The organism is Mucilaginibacter sp. KACC 22773 (assembly GCF_028736215.1).
Lineage (GTDB): Bacteria > Bacteroidota > Bacteroidia > Sphingobacteriales > Sphingobacteriaceae > Mucilaginibacter.
Genome location: NZ_CP117883.1, coordinates 4,197,529 through 4,216,197, shown reverse-complemented (window position 1 = coordinate 4,216,197; position 18,669 = coordinate 4,197,529). Strand labels below are relative to the sequence as shown.

The 18,669-nt window shown below is 44.0% G+C and carries 18 protein-coding genes; 13 read left to right on the top strand and 5 right to left on the bottom strand.

The features are described from left to right. Positions 1–27: 27 nt before the first annotated feature. Positions 28–1,065, top strand: a complete 1,038-nt coding sequence (locus tag PQ469_RS17165; protein WP_274208779.1) for a DUF5677 domain-containing protein — start codon at positions 28–30, stop codon at positions 1,063–1,065. A gap of 990 nt (positions 1,066–2,055) precedes the next feature. On the opposite strand, the gene PQ469_RS17160 is transcribed toward PQ469_RS17165, so the two are convergent. Further along, positions 2,056–3,957, bottom strand: coding sequence for a T9SS type B sorting domain-containing protein (locus tag PQ469_RS17160; RefSeq protein WP_274208778.1), 1,902 nt, complete (start codon positions 3,955–3,957; stop codon positions 2,056–2,058). 310 nt (positions 3,958–4,267) lie between these two features. On the opposite strand from PQ469_RS17160, the gene PQ469_RS17155 reads away from it, so the two are divergent. The 12 genes from PQ469_RS17155 to cysQ all read left to right on the top strand — a co-directional run bounded on the left by PQ469_RS17155 (position 4,268) and on the right by cysQ (position 13,545). Next, positions 4,268–5,758, top strand: a complete 1,491-nt coding sequence (locus tag PQ469_RS17155; protein ID WP_274208777.1) for a phytoene desaturase family protein — start codon at positions 4,268–4,270, stop codon at positions 5,756–5,758. Then, positions 5,755–6,591 carry a phytoene/squalene synthase family protein gene (locus PQ469_RS17150; RefSeq protein WP_274208776.1) on the top strand — a complete coding sequence of 279 codons (837 nt, stop codon included), beginning with the start codon at positions 5,755–5,757 and terminating at the stop codon, positions 6,589–6,591. Before PQ469_RS17155 ends, PQ469_RS17150 begins: the two co-directional genes overlap by 4 nt. Next, a complete protein-coding gene (locus tag PQ469_RS17145) occupies positions 6,588–7,061 on the top strand; it encodes a hypothetical protein (RefSeq protein ID WP_274208775.1) in 474 nt (157 codons plus the stop codon). The genes PQ469_RS17150 and PQ469_RS17145 overlap by 4 nt, the downstream gene beginning before the upstream one ends. Positions 7,062–7,079: 18 nt before the next feature. Next, complete coding sequence (idi, locus tag PQ469_RS17140; protein ID WP_090653131.1) at positions 7,080–7,595, top strand: isopentenyl-diphosphate Delta-isomerase; 516 nt, start codon at positions 7,080–7,082, stop codon at positions 7,593–7,595. Between the two features lie 19 nt (positions 7,596–7,614). Further along, complete coding sequence (locus tag PQ469_RS17135; protein WP_090653130.1) at positions 7,615–8,073, top strand: sterol desaturase family protein; 459 nt, start codon at positions 7,615–7,617, stop codon at positions 8,071–8,073. Beyond that, complete coding sequence (locus PQ469_RS17130; RefSeq protein WP_274208774.1) at positions 8,070–8,804, top strand: lycopene cyclase domain-containing protein; 735 nt, start codon at positions 8,070–8,072, stop codon at positions 8,802–8,804. The genes PQ469_RS17135 and PQ469_RS17130 overlap by 4 nt, the downstream gene beginning before the upstream one ends. A 28-nt stretch (positions 8,805–8,832) precedes the next feature. Further along, the gene (gene folE, locus PQ469_RS17125) at positions 8,833–9,516 is read left to right on the top strand and encodes a GTP cyclohydrolase I FolE (protein ID WP_274208773.1); all 684 of its coding nucleotides are present in this window, start codon (positions 8,833–8,835) and stop codon (positions 9,514–9,516) included. Beyond that, positions 9,513–10,229, top strand: a complete 717-nt coding sequence (locus PQ469_RS17120) for an SDR family NAD(P)-dependent oxidoreductase (protein ID WP_090653127.1) — start codon at positions 9,513–9,515, stop codon at positions 10,227–10,229. The genes folE and PQ469_RS17120 overlap by 4 nt, the downstream gene beginning before the upstream one ends. Position 10,230: 1 nt before the next feature. After that, complete coding sequence (locus PQ469_RS17115; RefSeq protein WP_090653126.1) at positions 10,231–10,869, top strand: flavin reductase family protein; 639 nt, start codon at positions 10,231–10,233, stop codon at positions 10,867–10,869. 85 nt (positions 10,870–10,954) lie between these two features. Beyond that, positions 10,955–11,998, top strand: coding sequence for an oxygenase MpaB family protein (locus tag PQ469_RS17110; protein ID WP_274208772.1), 1,044 nt, complete (start codon positions 10,955–10,957; stop codon positions 11,996–11,998). Between the two features lie 57 nt (positions 11,999–12,055). Continuing rightward, positions 12,056–12,739 (top strand): MarR family winged helix-turn-helix transcriptional regulator, encoded by a 684-nt coding sequence (locus tag PQ469_RS17105; protein ID WP_090653124.1) that lies wholly within the window; start codon positions 12,056–12,058, stop codon positions 12,737–12,739. 29 nt (positions 12,740–12,768) lie between these two features. Beyond that, complete coding sequence (gene cysQ, locus PQ469_RS17100) at positions 12,769–13,545, top strand: 3'(2'),5'-bisphosphate nucleotidase CysQ (protein WP_274208771.1); 777 nt, start codon at positions 12,769–12,771, stop codon at positions 13,543–13,545. A 140-nt stretch (positions 13,546–13,685) separates the two neighbouring features. Here the strand turns inward: cysQ and PQ469_RS17095 are convergent, their stop codons facing one another. From PQ469_RS17095 to PQ469_RS17080, 4 genes are all read right to left on the bottom strand, one after another. Continuing rightward, entirely contained in the window at positions 13,686–15,125 is a 1,440-nt protein-coding gene (locus PQ469_RS17095; protein WP_274208770.1) for a L,D-transpeptidase scaffold domain-containing protein, read from the bottom strand. 287 nt (positions 15,126–15,412) lie between these two features. Beyond that, a complete protein-coding gene (locus PQ469_RS17090) occupies positions 15,413–16,894 on the bottom strand; it encodes a glycosyltransferase family protein (RefSeq protein ID WP_274208769.1) in 1,482 nt (493 codons plus the stop codon). 309 nt (positions 16,895–17,203) lie between these two features. Next, positions 17,204–17,599 carry a hypothetical protein gene (locus PQ469_RS17085; protein WP_274208768.1) on the bottom strand — a complete coding sequence of 132 codons (396 nt, stop codon included), beginning with the start codon at positions 17,597–17,599 and terminating at the stop codon, positions 17,204–17,206. 113 nt (positions 17,600–17,712) lie between these two features. After that, a complete protein-coding gene (locus PQ469_RS17080; RefSeq protein WP_090653148.1) occupies positions 17,713–18,438 on the bottom strand; it encodes an LOG family protein in 726 nt (241 codons plus the stop codon). Positions 18,439–18,669: the final 231 nt, after the last annotated feature.

Genomic DNA, 18,669 nt, shown 5'->3' with positions numbered 1-18,669 from the left:
TGTCCCCAGCATTAAAAAAATATCGAGATGAGTAAATTCAAAAATTTGCTGATACCTGAGTATGATTACATCATCAACGACGTGCTTGAAATGGCCCGTAAGAAGTTAAAGTTGGAGCATCAGGACTTTCTGGAAATCCTTCAAAATAGTGAAGTTTTTGATCTGGTCGAAGAGACATTAACAGATTTTATTATTAATAAAAGAGATGTATCATCATTTATAAAAACCTGGATTAAGGATTCGCAACGGAATCAGAAAAGTATCGTTTCACTTCATAAATCAACGTTTAATTATTACTGTCTGTTCTTAAATTGCTGTTTTTTAGCTTTTAAAAATATTCGCAAAGAATTAGATGGTACGACAATTGAGTTGCCGGATCTCATACTCCTAAATATTTATGGAACACTTTGTCGTTTAAGCGATGAAATTGGTATTTTATTAACTTATGGGAGCACAAGATCTGCTTTGATATTATGGCGGACATTTTATGAACACGCCGTTGTAGGGCTCTTTTTAATCAAGGAAGATAATACAGAATTATATAAGCGTTTTATGGACTTTAGCCATAAGGACATCAAAAAGAAAAAAGAATCGTTTGAGAAACACCGGGATGAATTAAAATTTCCACCATTAAGCGATGATAAAATTAAAGAAATTGATGAAAGGACCGAATCTTTGCGGGAGGGTTACGGAAGTGATTTTTTTAAAGATTATGCCTGGGCAAATGGTTTTGTCGAGGGAAGGGCAACCTTTTACACTGTTGAAGAAAAAGCAGGCATGTCCCGGAACAGGCCGTTTTATATTTGGGTAAGCGAATTCAGTCATCCCAGTTTTTCAGGTATGACCAGTGTACATGAAAGTGGAGATAAGATCGATCTTGAAAATCTGATCAAACCGGTTGTTGATATCGAATCATTTATAGACCCAATGCAACTGACACTTTCTATATTTTATACATTCAATAATCATTTTCTCCACAGGTATTCTATCAATCATCAATATGATGTTAATATGCTTTTGTTGAGTAAATTATACGAAGCGCTTAGAAAAAGCTTCGATCTGTAGAATATAAAAGTCCCACTGACAGGTAAACGCCATGTTAAGTATATGCCACGCAAATCCCGGATGTTATAGTATATACGGGATTTTTATTTTTAAGCAGTGCGAAAGGGTAATATAAAACAATTGAGGTTAAAAAGTTGTGTGGTTTATTGTCCTAAAGGCATGGCTTCGCCCTTGTTGGTATTCTTCCCGCACTTTGTTGGAGTCGTCCTCCAATAAACTCGTTACCCGTTATAACGTCGCAGAAAACCGAACCCTCTTTGCCAGTATCATACTACCGGGCCGACGAATATTTGTGCCCCGTGCTCTTGCCATGGCGGCTGACCTGTCACCCTTTCAGGGCTATTTGTTGGTGTGTTTTAATCGATGGGCTATGCCCATCGCAGGCGGATGTTGCCCTTTCAGGGCTGGGTAGGGACATTTCGGCATATGTTAGTATCCAGGTAAATTTTTGAATTTCTCCGGCCCTGAAAGGGACTAAGCTGTCAGCACAGGGCATCGTCCTGTGCTGTTTGGTTGGCATGGTTTAATCGATGGGCGATGCCCATCGCAGACGGATGCCGCCCTTTCAGGGCTGGGCAGGGGACGCCGGTGTGCTGTCTTTCTTTCAGAATTTCGCGAGATTTTAGGGTTATACATGACGTGTTCGGGGGGCATAAACCTTCGGTTGAACGCCGGCTACGACTCACCCCGGCTACGCTTCGCTGGCCGACCCTCCTCCGGCTGCGCCGCAAAGAGGGTTGAGGAAAGAAAAATAATTTTTTGGCCCCTCTATGCGCGAAGCGGAGGGGCAGACGGGCTACGCCCGCCACGCTCTCTCTTCACCTGCGGTGGAAGGCGGGGCTTGAACATTCATTTTCAATATATTATAAAAAAAACAATTAGTAAATTTTTAAGCCCCTCTTTCCGGCGAAGCCGAAGAGAGGGTGGCCAGCGCAGCGTTGCCGGGTGAGTCTTCGCCGCCATGCGATACAGCCCACTCAAAACTGCAAACTACTTCACCACCGTTACACTGCCCGATAGCGCCTTCCTGCCGTTTTTCAGGTTTACGATGTAGTAATAGGTGGCCGGCGGAACGGGATGGCCGTTAAAGGTACCGTCCCAGGAGGTGCTGTAGCCGGCTGATCTGAATATCCGCCGGCCGTACCGGTTAAATACTTCTACCGTGTTTTGGGGGTAGGCGCTTAAGCCGGCAATGGCCCACAGATCATTGCTGCCATCGCCATTGGGCGAGAAGCTGTTGGGGATGCTGATATCAACCGGAACCGCCGACGGGTTTACGGTAATAGCAAACTGAACGGGCAAACCGGGACATTCGTTATCGCTTAAAATAGCCATAAACCTGCCACCGGACTGAACGGGGATTTGTTGGGTAACAGCGTTGGTAGCGGCGTTGATAACGGATATATATGGCGAAACGGAATTAACCACGTAAACCTTGCTGCCATCGCTATTGGTGGTGATGCCTGCCGGGTTTTGGCCTACATCAATAGGGGTTACAATGCTGCGGGTGAGGGTGTTGATGACGATAACTTTTTTGTCGTTAATCAGGGATACGTAAAGCCTTGCGCCATCGGGGCTTATGGCCAGGCAATTGGCGGCCGTTCCAACATCTATTTTATACAGGATACGCCTGGCGGCAATATCTATAACGGCTACATCGTGCGAGTTATAATTGGCTACGTACAGCGTTTTATTATCGGGACTGATGATAATACTGTTGGGCGTTGTGCCGGTAATGATGGCATATTCAAAATAACTGGTGGCGGTATCATAAAACTGCACAATGTTTGAACCGGCATTAATGATGTACAATTTTTTACCGTCGGCGCTGATGGTTAAATCATATGGGATATCGCCCGTGGTAACGGTTTTTATAACGGAGTAGTCGGCAGTGCTGATGGTGGTTAACTGGTTGGCGCTGCCATCGGTAATATATAGCTTGCTGCCGTCGGGGCTTATGACCATGCCGACGGGATTAAACCCGGCCGGGAAAGTGGTGACTACTTTATTGGTGACGGTATTAATTACAGCTATGGTATGTGAGCCCTCGTTTTCGACATACAGCAGGCTTTTATCGGGGTTAAACAACAGCCGCTGCGGGCTGGAGTTTGCAGGCATCCCTTCGGTAATAACCTGCTCGGTATTGCCGGTAATGGTATTGATAAGCGAAACCGAGTTGGCCGAACTGTTGGCTGCATAGGCATAGCTTGCCGGCGCCGGGGTAACGGTAATATGTGCTGTAACAGGCGCAGCACCCGTGTTTACGGCTGTAAACGAAGGTATACCCTGGTTTCCGCTGGCGGCCAGGCCGATGCTGGTGTTGTCATTTGTCCAGTTGAAGATGCGGGCGGTGCCGGTGAAAATAACGCCCATGGTAAGCTGTCCGTTTTGCAGGGTTTGATCGGGAATTGGGCTAACCAGGGGCAGGGGGTTAATGTGCCCGGTTACTCTTGCCGTTTGCGTTACATCGCCCGAAGTTAGCGCGACATCGCCCGAAATATTACCCGCTACCGCCTGTGCCGATGAACGTACATAAACCACCTGGCTGGATATTAAGCCGGATGTTTGCGTAAGCATAACACTTGCGCTAAAAGTGCCATCGGCAGTAAGCGATACCTCGAAATCTGCGGGTGCCGTAACCAGTACATCGGCAGATAAGCCGCTTGCCGAAACCGTGAATTGCTGGATGGCCGGACTTGCAGACGCGGTACCGGCGCAGGCAGAAATAGCCCCGGTTACCTCGCCGATGATAAGCTGTGGCGTGGCGGTTTCGGCCTGGTATGATATTTTGAATAAAATAGGGTTTACTGTTTTGCCCGGCCGCGCCCAAACTCCTGAAGTTACAGGAAACAGGAATGCTATTATTAACAGGATAGGCAGGTGTTTTTTCATATAACTTCGTCGCCGCAAAATTAAAACGACTGTTAAACGCTGTAATCTATGCAAATATAGGGCTATCCTAACTTACCTGGTAAAGGTTGGGCATACAAACACTGTTTTTAAAGTTTTTCTTTTAAAACATGGGGAGCTTAAGCAATTAAAATCCATTTATTCCTGCATCATCTGCTATATTCATTTTTTTAGTACTTAATTGTATTATTTTATTGCTATTAAATACAATTAAGTACTATATTTGTTTATTCAATAATTGGTTTATCCCCAACGATAATCCATATTTACATAAACAATCATTTAAGTGATTTTGAACGATACTACCAACATTGCTGTTATAGGCTCGGGTTTTGCCGGGTTAAGTGCTGCTGCGTACCTGGCCAAAGCCGGTTACCAGGTGGATGTGATTGAAAAAAATGCGGTAACAGGCGGCAGGGCAAGGCAGTTAACTACCGATAACGGGTATATGTTTGATATGGGGCCAAGCTGGTACTGGATGCCCGAAGTGTTCGAAAAATTCTTCGCCGACTTTGGCTGCAAACCGGCGGATTTTTATGAATTGCAGCAACTGGATCCCGGTTTTACGGTAGTGTTTGGCAAAAATGATGTATTGGTCATACCTGCCGATTTTGATGCTTTATGCCGGCTGTTTGAATCGATAGAAACGGGTAGCGCGGCGCAATTAAAGGCGTTTTTGGCCGAGGCCGCTTATAAATATAAAACAGGGATGGATAAACTGGTTTACAAGCCGGGTTTGTCGCTTACCGAATTTTTGGATTGGGACCTGTTTAAAGGTGTTTTTAAACTGCAGGTGTTCACCGCTTTTAGCAAGCATGTGCGCGGGTTTTTTAAAAACCCTAAGCTAATTGCGCTTATGGAGTTCCCGGTATTGTTTTTGGGCGCCATGCCCCGGGATACTCCGGCTTTATACAGTCTTATGAATTATGCGGGCCTGCAGTTGGGTACCTGGTACCCAAAAGGTGGTTTTGGCAAAGTAATAGATGCCATGCAGCAAGTTTGCGCATCGCAGGGGGTAAAATTTAAAACCGGTACCGCGGTTACTGCTATCAGGGTTGATAAAAACCGGGTTTCGGCCGTTGTTACCGGCGATGACAGTAAGGCTTATGATGGCGTTATAGCCGCAGCCGATTACCACCATGTGGAAGAGAAGCTGCTGGAGCCCCGGTTCAGAAACTATAAAGAAGCTTATTGGGATAAGCGGGTGATGGCGCCATCGAGCCTCATTTTTTACCTTGGCGTAACCTGCAAAATTGACCGCCTTGACCACCACACCCTTTTTTTTGATGCCGACCTTGAACAACACGCGGTGGAAATATATAAGGAACCGCAATGGCCGTCGAAACCGCTTTTTTATGTTTGCTGTCCGTCAAAATCGGATGATGCTGTGGCGCCGCCCGGTCACGAAAACCTGTTTATCCTGATGCCGCTTGCGCCGGGAATTAATGATGATGATACCCTGAGGGCCAAATATTTTGATTTGATTATGGATAGACTGGAAGATTTTACGGGCATAGCTATCCGCAAACAGCTTGATTATAAAAAAAGCTATTGCGTAAATGATTTTATGGCCGATTATAATTCATACAAGGGGAATGCCTATGGGCTGGCCAACACGCTGATGCAAACGGCCAACTTAAAACCATCCATCAGCAATCGCCGGGTAAATAATTTGTTTTATGCCGGGCAGCTTACCGTGCCGGGCCCCGGTGTGCCGCCGTCAATCATATCGGGCAAGGTTTCGGCCCGTCAACTGATCAACTACATTAACCAAAATAAATGAAAGCGACATTCGACAAGTTATCTGCCACATGCAGCAGGGAAACTACCCGGCTGTATAGTACCAGTTTTTCGCTGGGCATCTATTTTTTGAAGAAGGAGCTGCGGGCGCCCATTTACGCCATTTATGGCTTTGTGAGGCTGGCCGACGAAATTGTAGATAGTTTTCATGAGTACCCCAAAGCTGCCTTGCTGGAAGAATTTAAGGAAGAAACTTTCCTGGCCATTAGCCGCGGCATCAGTATAAACCCGGTGCTTAATTCGTTTCAGCAGGTGGTTAATAAATACCGCATTGAACACGGCCTCATAAGGCAGTTTTTAAAAAGTATGGAAATGGACCTGGCCGCACAGGAATATACACCGGATAAGTATGAAGAATACATTCTTGGATCGGCACAGGTGGTGGGGCTGATGTGCCTGCATGTGTTTACCAACGGCAACGCTGCCGATTTTGAGCGGCTGCGCCTGCCGGCTATGAAACTGGGGTCGGCTTTTCAAAAAGTAAATTTTTTGCGTGATATCAACGCCGATTACCGGGAACTTAACCGCACCTATTTTCCGGAGGTAAACCTGTCTGCTTTTTCTGATAGTGATAAAAAGGCTATTGAGGAGGATATACATCGCGAGTTTAATGATGCCCTGGCCGGTATCAGGCAGCTGCCGCGGTCATGCCGGAAAGGGGTTTACCTGGCCTATGTTTATTACAGGCAGCTGTTTCGTAAAATTGCCAATGTACCGGCCGAAAAAGTATTGGATAAACGGATCCGGGTATCAAACGGGCATAAATTTTGGCTGATGTTTGATTCGCTGGTGCGCTACAAGTTAAACGTGTTATGAAGCTTGCCCTATATATTACGCTGATGCTTCCCTTATTTAGCCCGCAGCAGCAGGGGCCTCCCCTAAAACAGTTGCGGTCGCTTTACAGGTATGCGGTAACCGACAAAGACTCGTCGGCAAAATTGCTGCAGCTTACCACAACAGTTGATAGCAGCGCGGCGCCTATACTGAGTTGTTACAAAGGTGTGGCCCAGGTTTTACAGGCCAGGTTTACCGGCAGCCCTTTCAGTAAGTTCAAAAAATTCAACGCTGGTAAATTAATAATGGAAAACGCCATAGTCCGCGATACACTGAATGTAGAGATGCGGTTGTTGCGTTACAACATACAGGCAAATGCCCCGGCGTTTTTAGGATACAATGGTAGTTTGCAAAAAGACGGAGCATTTTTAAGGGCCAACCGTTACAAACTTGATGATACCGATTTAAAACTGATGGTAAATAAAGCTTTGGCGGCCCCCAAAAGTAATTGATAATTTAATACAGGTACGATGGAAGAGCGTGTTATTTTGGTTGATGATGATGATAACCAGGTGGGCACCATGGAAAAGATGGAGGCCCACCTGAAGGATAAAAAGCACCGTGCATTTTCGGTATTTGTTTTTAACCTGAAAGGCGAGTTGCTGTTACAGCAACGGGCACTGGATAAGTACCACTCGGGCGGTAAATGGACAAACACCTGCTGCAGCCACCCGAGGCCTGGTGAGGATACACTTGAGGCCGCCCATCGCCGCTTAATGGAAGAGATGGGTATGGATTGCCCGCTAAACCACGTTTTTAGTTTCAGCTATCGCTCGGTATTGCAGGCAAACATTGTTGAAAACGAATATGACCACGTATTTTTTGGCGTAAGCAATACAGCGCCCAATCCATCGCCCGGTGAGGTAGAAGCCTACAGGTACATCAGCCTTGAAGACCTTGCCCGGGAGTTGTATGAACATCCTGCCGATTATACAGAATGGCTAAAGATATGCTTTGAGCAGGTGCGCGCAAATTATTACCAATAACCCCAATTAATCTGCAATAATGAACGCTCTAATTATCATAATCACTTTTATGGGCATGGAGGGTGTTGCCTGGCTCACCCACAAATATGTAATGCACGGTTTGTTATGGGTATGGCACCGCGATCATCATAAAAAAGAACAGCCCGGATACCTGGAAAAAAATGACCTGTTTTTTCTCATCTTCGCTATACCGGGTATCAGTTGCCTGGCTGTGGGTACCTTAGGGGCTATGCCGGTTTTTACTTGGGTGGGTACCGGTATTACGCTGTATGGTGCCTGTTACTTTTTTGTGCACGATTTATTTATACATCAACGCATTAAAGTATTGCGCAACTCGCAAAATCGGTATTTAAAGGCCATTCGCAGGGCGCATAAAATGCACCATAAGCATATTGGGAAAGAAGAAGGTGAATGTTTTGGCATGCTATGGGTTCCTCTTAAATATTTCCGCGAAAACAAAAACAGTCAGCCCGCATGAAAAACACTTATCTGTTGATTGATTTTTTTTCAATCCTGGTACCTTTTCTGTTTTCGTTTCATCCAAAGCTAAAGTTTTACAAAAGCTGGCCGGCCTTTTTTCCGGCAGTGCTTATTACGGGTTTGCTTTTTATTGGGTGGGACATGTATTTTACCCACCTGAAAATATGGGGGTTTAATCCGGCTTACCTTATCGGGATAAATGTAGGTAACCTGCCTATTGAGGAAGTATTGTTTTTTTTATGTATTCCTTATTCCTGTGTTTTTTCTTACGTGTGCCTTAATATGCTCATCAAGAAAAATATACCAAAGACATTGGAATCTGCCATTAGCATTGCCCTGTTAGCTTCATCGGTTTTTATGGCGGTGTTTTTCAGGAATTTAAGCTACACAACCTTCACTTTTACGGCGCTGGCCATCCTGGTTTTTGTAGCAAGGTTTGTTTTGCAGGTAACCTGGTTACCCGGTTTTTATGTGAGTTACCTTATATTATTATTGCCATTTTTAATTGTGAACGGGTTGCTTACTGGCACAGGTTTGCAGCAGCCGGTTGTTTGGTATAACCCGGCACAAATGCTCAATATCCGCATCCTGACCATACCCGTTGAAGATGTTTTTTATGGTATGGACCTGATACTTTTAAACGTAATAATTTATTCATGGATAGGGGATAAGCAACGCCGCCACAATGAACTTGCTAAAAAAATGGCGCCAATTATAAACCTGGGTTGAATTGTACACCGAACACTCAAATATATTAATGATAAACAACGATACTTTAATTAAAAACGATAGGGGCAACGATTTTGCCGATGCTGCACTGGAACATGCTGGTTCGGCATTTGATACACCCCTGCGCAGCGACGCTTTTGAGCTTGACGATGAAACTAAAATAGAATTGATTGAAAAGCATTTTGCCGGCATTATGCATGTGTTAGGCATGGACCTGGACGATGATAGCCTGAAAGATACGCCTAAGCGGGTTGCCAAAATGTATGTTAAGGAGATATTTAGCGGCTTAAACCCGGCTAACAAGCCTGTGCCCACGCTTTTTAAAAACCAATTTAATTACAACCAGATGCTGGTTGAAAAAAATATAGCGGTATTTAGCAATTGTGACCATCACTTTGTGCCTATTGTGGGCAAAGCTCATGTTGCTTATATCAGCAACGGGCAGGTAATTGGCTTGTCAAAACTTAACAGGATTGTTCAATACTGCTCGCAAAGGCCGCAGGTACAGGAAAGGCTTACGATACAAATTGCAGGCCTCGTAAAAGAGGCCTTGGGGACAGATGACGTGGCGGTAATAGTAGATGCTTACCACCATTGCGTTTCCAGCCGGGGTGTAAGGGATACAGGCAGTACAACTATTACGGCCGAGTACAGCGGCAAATTCCTTAACCCCGAAACAAAAAATGAATTTCTTAAACACATAGGCTCATGAATTTCCATGGCAAAAATATTGTGGTAGCGGGCGGCAGCTCGGGCATCGGGCTGGCCCTGGTTAAACAGCTTAGCCAGGCCGGGGCACAGGTTTATGTCATCTCCAGGAACCTGTCTGCCAGTTTGCCGCAGGGTGTTAAGCACCTGGCAGCTGATGTTACCGGCAATCTGGAAACTGCAGCCACTTTTTTCCCCGAAGTATTGCACGGCGTAGTTTACGCTGTTGGCAGCATCAATTTAAAGCCATTCGGCAGGCTTACCGATGTTGATTTTTTGAATGATTACCAGCTAAATGTGGTAGGTGCGGCCCGGGTTGTGCAGCAGGCGCTAAAAGCGTTAAAGGCCTCGGGTTCATCATCTGTAGTATTTGTAAGTTCGGTAGCGGCAAAAACAGGTATGCCATATCACGCCAGTATAGCGGCAGCTAAAAGCGGGCTCGAAGGGATGGCCCTGTCATTGGCGGCCGAACTGGCCGGTCAAAAAATAAGGGTAAACGTTGTTGCGCCATCGTTAACAGATACCCCCATGGCGCAAAACCTGTTAAGTACCCCCGAAAAAAAGGAAGCATCAGCAAAAAGGCACCCCATGGGTAAATATGGGCAGCCCGAAGATATTAGCCAGGCCATTGCTTTTTTATTGTCGGACGATAGCAGCTGGATAACGGGCCAGGTTATAGGTATTGATGGCGGATTGGGTAAATTGAAAACAAACTGATATGGCAAGTATTAATAGCGGGCAATTTGCGGCTATGGAAAAACGGTACCGGGTTAACCTGGTAAATAGTTTAAACGGCTTTAAATCGCTTAACCTGTTGGGTACCATTAACCCCAATGGTATAACCAACCTGTGTTTGGTTAGTTCGGTTTTTCACCTTGGGTCAAACCCGCCGTTGTTCGGTATGATCATCCGGCCCGAGCGCGAACATAATGATACCCTGCGTAACATTAGCCAGGTGGGGCAATATACCCTTAACAATGTGCTGCCGGCATGGTACAAGCAGGCGCATCAAACCAGTGCAAGCTACCCGTCTGGCGTGTCGGAATTTGACGAGTGCGGATTTAAAAAAATGTATAGCCGGGGTTTCCTGGCACCCTTTGTTGCAAACTCCACCTTGCGGATGGGGCTCGAACTGCGGGAGATGACAGAGCTGGCAATAAATGGCACTACCATGGTGATAGGCGAGGTAGTATTACTAATGGCCGATGATAGCCTGATAGCCGATGACGGAACGGTGAATCATGTTGCCGCGGGCACCATGACGGTGTCTGGATTGGATAGCTATTACCTGCCGCAGCCTTTGGGCCGCCTGGCGTACGCAAAACCGGGTGTTCAACCCAAAGAAATAGAATTATAAACAGGTAAATGAATTGGCTCGATTAATGCAGCAATGAAGAGCGGAAGGTTTGCCGCAGAAGCTATTATTCAATCGATGAATTAAAATGAGTGGGCACAATACTTATACCAACGAGTTTTTGAACGGCAAAAGATTGCTGGGCGACCAGCCTGCAGATGCGTTTATTGCCCAGGCTTTTAAGGATGCCGGTTTGAAAAAGGATTTGCAGCTTTGGTTAAGTGGTACCGCGGGCTATAGCCGGTTAACTGAGCAATTTCCGGGTATAGCTTTCATAAATGAAGCCAATTGTTTGCCGGCATGGGCCAGCCCCAGGCTAATGAAAAGCGGGGCGGCTTTTTTTGCAAGGCATGCCGAAACTATCATGACTTTGCTGGGCCTGCTTTCGCTTCCGTATTGTTACACCGCTGCCAATGGCGCCATGGTGCTCTATCTCTCTGAGCGGATGAGAAATGAAACCAGTAAAAGACTGCACGAAACCGCAGTATTTGTTTGGGAAATAATGGCGCCCGGCGCTTTTGCAGGCGATGGGAATGGTTTTACCGAAATACTGAAGGTAAGGCTAATGCATGCCGCCGTACGCTACTATACGCTGCAAAGCGGCAAATGGGACGATGCCTGGGGATTTCCTATCAACCAGGAAGATATGGCCGGTACTAATCTTTCGTTTTCCCTAATCGTTATCCGTGGTCTGCGTCTTATGGGCTTTACCGTGAGTGAGGCCGACCAGGAGGCCTATATTCACTTATGGAATGTTATCGGCTATTTATCAGGCCTTCAGGAGGATTTAATCCCCACAACCTCAAAAATGGCCCAGCTGCTTGACCATACCATTAATGCCCGCCAGTTTTGCGTTTCGGAACATGGCCGCCGGCTTACACAAACACTTACAACACATATCGTATCGGTTAACGAGGGTAAAGCTACAGCCAAAGAGATACTTGGGCTAATGCGTTATTTACTGGGTGCTGATGTTGCCGATATGCTGGGCATTGATGCGCCTGTTTTGCCCGCTTATAAATTAACGCTGTTGCGCACTATAAATTTGTTCAAAGGCTTTAAGCTCGAAAAAGATCCGCAAACGGCTTATAGTAGAGCTTATTCGGAGTTCAAAAAGCAGAAAACAGCATAACAAGATAAAACTTATAAATTTGGCAACAAATGGTAGTAACCGGTAAATAGAAAAATCATGAAATCATACAAACTCATTCATCAATTGATAAGCCTTGTAGAAGAGATGGAGAAAGAGCACAAAGGCGATGAAGTTTCTATTCAGGATTTTACCGGTTTTTTACTTAACCATGTAGCCGACCCAACAGACGAATATGTTAATGGTGATGTCCGTTTTGGTAAAAGCGAAAAAATGGCTCTTGAAGTGGCGTACCAGCTTGATAATAATATAGGCAGGCTGTTTGTTTTCATGAGCCGTTATGCCAAATTCTATATTAAAAAAGCGCTGGATGGCACCCCCCTGCAAACCGCCGAGGAATTTACCGGGCTGGCTATTTTGCTTACGCATGACCATTTAACAAAAAGCGAGCTGATTAACTACAACCTGCAGGAAAAAACGTCGGGCACAGAGGTGATCAGGAGGCTGATAGCTGCTGGCCTGGCCAGGCAATGGGACAACCCGGAAGACAAACGCGGCAAGTACGTGGGTATTACCGATAAGGGCAAGCAGTTATTATACGAGGTTTTTGTGGATACCAGCTATGCAGGCAAAATGATAACCGGCAAGCTCAGCATTCCGGAGAAACTTACGCTACAGCACCTGCTTCAAAAGCTGGAAGATTTTCATTATGAACATCATGAAAAGAAAACCATCAGCACAAAAGCCGATATGAAAGCATTTATTGAAGAGGGCGTTGATTAAAAATCAAACCTAACGTTTTGTGAAGCCATATGGAAAATTGCACCTCAATCATCTCGCCAGCCGAACTTACAGCGTTATTGTTATTAGCCAAGCAAGCCGGCTCTGGTATTTTAAGCGTTTATAATACGCGCATCCAAGTAACACTGAAAGATGACTTGTCGCCCTTAACGCTGGCGGATAAGGTATCACATGATATTATTACCGAAGGTTTAACCGCGCTTACTCCCGATATCCCTATAATTTCTGAAGAAGGCAAGGATATTCCCTATGAGACCAGGAAAAATTGGGAGTACTACTGGTGTGTTGATCCGCTTGACGGCACCAGGGAGTTTATTAAACGCAACGGCGAGTTTACCGTGAACATTGCGCTTATGCATAACAATATCCCCGTTTTAGGCATCATCTACGTACCGGTAACCGATGTGCTTTATTATGGAGGTGAAGGGATTGGCAGCTGGAAAGAAACAGCCGAAGGCGGAAAAACGCAAATTTATGCCGATGTGAACGCGAAGGAATGGATATCTGTAGGCAGCCGGTCGCATGCATCAGCTGAGGAAGCGGAGCTGCTGGCGCGATACCCTGTTTCGGCTACTATTTCCATTGGCAGTTCCATTAAGTTTTGCCTGATAGCCGAAGGTAAAGCCCATATTTACTACCGCCATGGCCCCACTATGGAGTGGGATACCGCCGCCGGCCAGGCCATTGCCGTTTATAGTGGCGCCGTAATGACCAGGCCCGATGGCCAGCCATTTGAATACAACAAACCATCGTTATTAAACGGAAGTTTCCTGGTGAAGGTAGGATAGGGGGGAATATTAACCAAATCGATTTGCCAGGTGAAAGCTGTAAAGAATAATTGGAAAGTAGATAGGGGATTGAAAAAACGGTAAGTACATATTGAGCGATTGAGTTTAACGTTTTTCCAAATCCTACACATAAAGGAAACTTATAAAAGTTTGTCGGTGCCATAGAAAGCCATCTCCAGGCTGTTATCTAAGTTATAGATGTCGGTAAGGCTTATCAGTTCGCCATCTTTTATTTCGCAGGTTAAATAAGTGATTTTGATGGGCATGGCTTTCTTAAGGTAGATGTTTTGCTTAAAATAAGTGTTCAGTCCTTTATCCAGTGCCTTGAGCTTGTCGGCCGAGTCGTCATTTTTTAATAAAAGTATTGCAAACCGGCGTGCTTGTTCAATGCGGATACAGCCGTTGCTTAAAGCCCGGTTCTTTTTGGCAAATAACGATAGCTGCGGGGTATCATGCAGGTATATTTTATAAACGTTATCAAAACGGAATACCACCAGCCCAAGCGCATTGTCGCAGCCGATGGTTTGCCTGGCATAGTATTGCGTGGGATTGTTTTTTATTTTGGTTAGGTTCGCCGGGGTTGGGTTAATAAAGTCGCCGGCCTGGCTATATATGCCGTAATTGTTATTGTTAAGGTACGCGGTATCATTAATAGCGTTTGGCAATACGGTGCCGGCGAACATTGCTGCAGGAACTTTCCATTCGGGGGCAGTTGTTAAATAGTTAACGGCGCTTTGCAGGGTTGGTGTTGGCGTTTCTGGCCTGCCTACAATAACTTTAAAACTACAGGTCGAATCTTTAATATGCAATTTTAAAGTGTACGATGGAATATTGATATGTATGTAATACCTGTCGCCCGTATTTATCCATCTCAGTCGTTCCATATTAATAGCAATCTTGCGTTCCTGCGCTTGCGGAAGCTCGTAACAATTATTTTGGCGGAGGCCTTCAAGCAGGTAAAGTTTTCGGCGCAGGTCTGCGTATTCAGGCATGGCAGGCTGAACTGCAGCTATGGCTGTTATTAATTTTTTTTGCAGCAGGGCAAGCGTCAGTGTTTTATCGGCCATGAAGGCCGCATCGGTCAAAGCGTCAATTTTGCTTGCCGGGTACTCGGGGTTTAGCTTTCCGTAATGCAGGTTATTAATCAGGTTAATGATGGCATCCGTCAGCATAATATCAAACATGGCCTGTTGCTGAATTCGCACCTTTTTTGGGGTATCCAATATGTTATGTAATTGATCATTAATCAATTCTTTAGGATGGTAGTCGGCATGCGAAAGTCCGAATTGCAAAACGCAATCAATCATTTGCATGGCTTGCCAGGCTGGCCCTTCATAGTTTTGCGGTTTTATCCACACCGGCATAAAGCCCGCTTGTGTATATAAGCGGCTTACCGATTTGGGGTAGTATAATTGCAGCCTTACATCCTTATCGGCTAATTGCTTTTGAATCTCGTTGCCTAAGCTATCAGCAGGGTTAATGTTATTGTTGAACGCAAATGCACTGTCAACGCCGGCACCTGATAGCGTGAACATGGTTATGCCTGCCAACAAAATGCACTTGGTTAAATTCGATTTCATGCTAATGGGATTATAGCGTAAAAATCGATGATTGAACGCCCTTAAATAATGACTTTGGGCATGTTTAATTTTGATTTTAAACACGATAAAACTCCGGAGGAAATAAAAAACACCCGCATAAGCAAACGGTCAAACTGTTAATAATAAGGCTTCAATTAGGTTGTAATAGTGTTATTAAACTTGTGCGGTATTTAACTGTTACTGATGCACAGGGATAAAAGCCATAGCCATCCCGACTGGGTTGTTACAACAACCAGCCCCATGTGCGGGCCATTGCCGGGGATACGTTATTGGTTACCAAAGTCATATAAATATGCGCTTGCGCCGCCAAATGTATATGATTCAATTTTTTTGTATTTCAATTTATCTAATGTACCAATTATAAATTTTTCTGCATCCGTACCTTCATAACTTAGCAAAAGCCAATTTTTACCTTTCAATAGTTTCAACTGGTTTATATAGTTATTTCGGTCCGGGTCGTAAAATCCATAAGTAACGGGGTTCTTTAGGTTCATAAACCGGGTTTGGTTATAATATGTAAAAGCCGGCACTAAATCATAGTAAACATACACCCGCTGGTTATCCTCCAGCCTGGATTTGATAAAATTAATGCTCTGTTTTATCTCCGTATGCACCATTGGGAAAGAATTAAAGTAAACGAAGGAGCAAAAATAGATGGGTATAACTACCACAACCGCTGCCAGCTTCGCAAGTACTTTAGGTTTAACTATGCCTGCCAGCTTTACCCTGCAAAGGTCAAATCCAAAAGCTATTGCGATAATAAAAATTGGATACAGATACAATATCAGGCGCTTATCAAAAGGATACATTTTGAGCCCGGATAGTGCTAAATGCACCATAATTGGCAATGTGATGAGCATGATACTGCCAAATGCTTTTCTGCTGTATAAATTAAAAATGCCAGTTAAAAATAGTAAAGGAAAAAAAATCTTCCCAAGGCTGCCGTACCCGAACAAGAAGTAAAAAACCATCTGGCTTTTTGCGAAAAGGAAAAGATAAAAACTCCGGCTTAATGGGTTTAGGGGAAGGAACGCCTGTTCTCTTGACCAATACCCTACCATATAATCTCTAGTCGGGTGGTTTAGGATGAAGGAAAAATAATATATTCCAAACGTTATTGACCATGTTAAAAATACATAGGTAATACCCGGATGCCATGCCTTTTTTTTGTAGCTATCAAAAATGAGGTATAAGCCAAATGTAAATAATATGATAATAGAGATGTTTGATAAAAAAATTGATACTGCGCCAACAATAGCAAGGGTAACGTACCTGTTGAAATCGCGCTTATAGGTTTTTATTAAACAATAATATAGCATATTGGCAACCAGTACATCGCTCATATACTGCTTAACCTCACTTGAATAGTAAAGTAAAACAGAGTTAAATACAAATAGCGATAAAGCAAAAATATGTGTTGAGCGATTTTTAAAGACAATTTTAAGAATTTGATATAGAAAGAATATGGAGGCTATAAAACTCAATAAAGGGAACAACCTTAATCCGTATTCGGTTCCTGAAATAAAATAAAAGGTGAAATGCTCAATTTCCAAAAACAACAAAGGGGCAACTTGGGCAAGATCTAACGGTTTAAGTAATTTAGCAGGGCTTTTATGGATAATATTTAAAGATAATGTAGCTTCATCATTCCATAAACTTCTGTTGTAAAGAAACTGGTAAACGGATAATAATACCCCCAGTGAGATAATAAAGAAGATCAAAAGTTTAAACAGGCCCGGTTTATTCATGCTTGAAAGTTAACAAAATTCAGTGTACCTGCCTGAAGGTGCTGATATAAAATATACCTTTTGTAACCCCAAACGTCCCGATTAATGATTTTGCCGGTTTTGAGAGGAGGTGGAAGAATGCAATAATCGGATGCCTAAAGGAAGGATAGCAGCTTTGCCGATTGTGTTTTTTTATTTTACCATTTGAAGTTGACACCCATGAATTTTTGTTACCCGTAATAGCCAGATGCTTAAATATAACGTTGTTGCCCGGAAATAAAAAAGCGCCCGTATAAACAGGCGCTTTAACTGTTAATAATAAGGCGTCAATTAGGTGGTAATAGTTTTATTAACTTGTGCGGTATCCAGTACCAAATTAAACAGATCTTGCTTAACCTGCCTGAATTCGCGGGTAAGGTTGGTCATAAAATAGGCCAGCTTTACCTGGGTAGGTGCAAGTGCATCGGTATCTTTGGGTATAATATCTTCAGACATGAGTTCCAGCAGCCTTACCTGCCTTGCCAGCAACTCTTCAACTTCTGTATCCTGGAGGTGTTTTAAAGCTTTCCCGGCGGCAATTAATTTATGGATATGATTGGCATCCTGCAAATTGGCAATATGCTTATCCAATAACCTTTGCAGGAATGATGTTTCTATCTTAAAAAACTCAAGATCGGATAACCAGCGCCGCGCTATTACATAGTACTGTAAAGAGCGTGCAGACATTGATGTGGTAGATTGCATATTTAATTTACTAATTATTTAAGATTGCATTATTGCTTGGCCGGTAAAATTAGCCGGCCTTTTATAAATAAAAAATGATCGTGGTCATCTTTAAGTTAATTAAGGGCACGCTCAAACAGCCATTTAATTGGTTTAGGCTTAGCTTTTGCTTTCAGGCCATATTGTTTAATGCTTTTTTCTTTGATAAGGTTTACAGCCTCTTCAATATCATCGGTAACCAGGCAAAGGCTGGCGTCAAGTTCGCCTATTGTGGCGTTCTCTTTCATAACCTGTATATGCTTAACCAGTTCTTTGTGGTATTCTGTGCCGAAAATGATTACCGGAAAATTGTTTATTTTATGTGTTTGGATAAGGGTAAGCGCTTCAAAATATTCGTCTAAAGTGCCGTAGCCGCCAGGCATCACTATAAATGCGAACGAGTATTTTACCAGTAAAACCTTACGCAAAAAAAAGTGCTTCATGTACACCCACTTATCGAGGTAGGGATTGGGCTTTTGTTCAACCGGCAGCTGAATATTACAGCCAACCGAGCGGCCCCCAACGTCTTTGGCGCCACGGTTGGCAGCTTCCATCAATCCGGGGCCGCCACCCGTAAGAATAGTAAAACCAAGCCTGGCAAATTCGCCGGCCGCCTTCCTGGTAAGCTGGTAGTAAGGGTGATCTTCCGGGTACCTGGCCGATCCGAAAACGGTTATACATGGGCCAATAAAATGCAGGGCCCTAACGCCGTGTATCAGATCGGCCATGGTTTTAAACGTAAATTTGAGTTCGCTTAACCTTGATTGCGGGCCTTCAAGAAATTGTATCTCTGCATTATTCATGTTTATTTTTATTAGGTTAATATCCATCAAATACAACGTAAAGGTTTAAGTTATTTATTGCTCAAAACATGACAACGAACATTATAGTACATGTTTGTTGTCAGTTTACCGGGCGGCCGGGCAAGGCACTATAGCGTAAACGAATAAAAAATGATCATCGTCACATTTATACATGAAAACAATTATATTTTAATCGGCTGTTTATGCTAATATTTGTGATGTTTATCAGTT

What these genes read in the sequence shown, in the direction of transcription:
- PQ469_RS17165 (WP_274208779.1), top strand. Translation starts at nt 28, where the DNA reads ATGAGTAAATTCAAAAATTTGCTGATACCTGAGTATGATTACATCATC.
- PQ469_RS17160 (WP_274208778.1), bottom strand. Translation starts at nt 3,957, where the DNA reads ATGAAAAAACACCTGCCTATCCTGTTAATAATAGCATTCCTGTTTCCT.
- PQ469_RS17150 (WP_274208776.1), top strand. Translation starts at nt 5,755, where the DNA reads ATGAAAGCGACATTCGACAAGTTATCTGCCACATGCAGCAGGGAAACT.
- PQ469_RS17145 (WP_274208775.1), top strand. Translation starts at nt 6,588, where the DNA reads ATGAAGCTTGCCCTATATATTACGCTGATGCTTCCCTTATTTAGCCCG.
- idi (WP_090653131.1), top strand. Translation starts at nt 7,080, where the DNA reads ATGGAAGAGCGTGTTATTTTGGTTGATGATGATGATAACCAGGTGGGC.
- PQ469_RS17135 (WP_090653130.1), top strand. Translation starts at nt 7,615, where the DNA reads ATGAACGCTCTAATTATCATAATCACTTTTATGGGCATGGAGGGTGTT.
- PQ469_RS17130 (WP_274208774.1), top strand. Translation starts at nt 8,070, where the DNA reads ATGAAAAACACTTATCTGTTGATTGATTTTTTTTCAATCCTGGTACCT.
- folE (WP_274208773.1), top strand. Translation starts at nt 8,833, where the DNA reads ATGATAAACAACGATACTTTAATTAAAAACGATAGGGGCAACGATTTT.
- PQ469_RS17120 (WP_090653127.1), top strand. Translation starts at nt 9,513, where the DNA reads ATGAATTTCCATGGCAAAAATATTGTGGTAGCGGGCGGCAGCTCGGGC.
- PQ469_RS17115 (WP_090653126.1), top strand. Translation starts at nt 10,231, where the DNA reads ATGGCAAGTATTAATAGCGGGCAATTTGCGGCTATGGAAAAACGGTAC.
- PQ469_RS17110 (WP_274208772.1), top strand. Translation starts at nt 10,955, where the DNA reads ATGAGTGGGCACAATACTTATACCAACGAGTTTTTGAACGGCAAAAGA.
- PQ469_RS17105 (WP_090653124.1), top strand. Translation starts at nt 12,056, where the DNA reads ATGAAATCATACAAACTCATTCATCAATTGATAAGCCTTGTAGAAGAG.
- cysQ (WP_274208771.1), top strand. Translation starts at nt 12,769, where the DNA reads ATGGAAAATTGCACCTCAATCATCTCGCCAGCCGAACTTACAGCGTTA.
- PQ469_RS17095 (WP_274208770.1), bottom strand. Translation starts at nt 15,125, where the DNA reads ATGAAATCGAATTTAACCAAGTGCATTTTGTTGGCAGGCATAACCATG.
- PQ469_RS17090 (WP_274208769.1), bottom strand. Translation starts at nt 16,894, where the DNA reads ATGAATAAACCGGGCCTGTTTAAACTTTTGATCTTCTTTATTATCTCA.
- PQ469_RS17085 (WP_274208768.1), bottom strand. Translation starts at nt 17,599, where the DNA reads ATGTCTGCACGCTCTTTACAGTACTATGTAATAGCGCGGCGCTGGTTA.
- PQ469_RS17080 (WP_090653148.1), bottom strand. Translation starts at nt 18,438, where the DNA reads ATGAATAATGCAGAGATACAATTTCTTGAAGGCCCGCAATCAAGGTTA.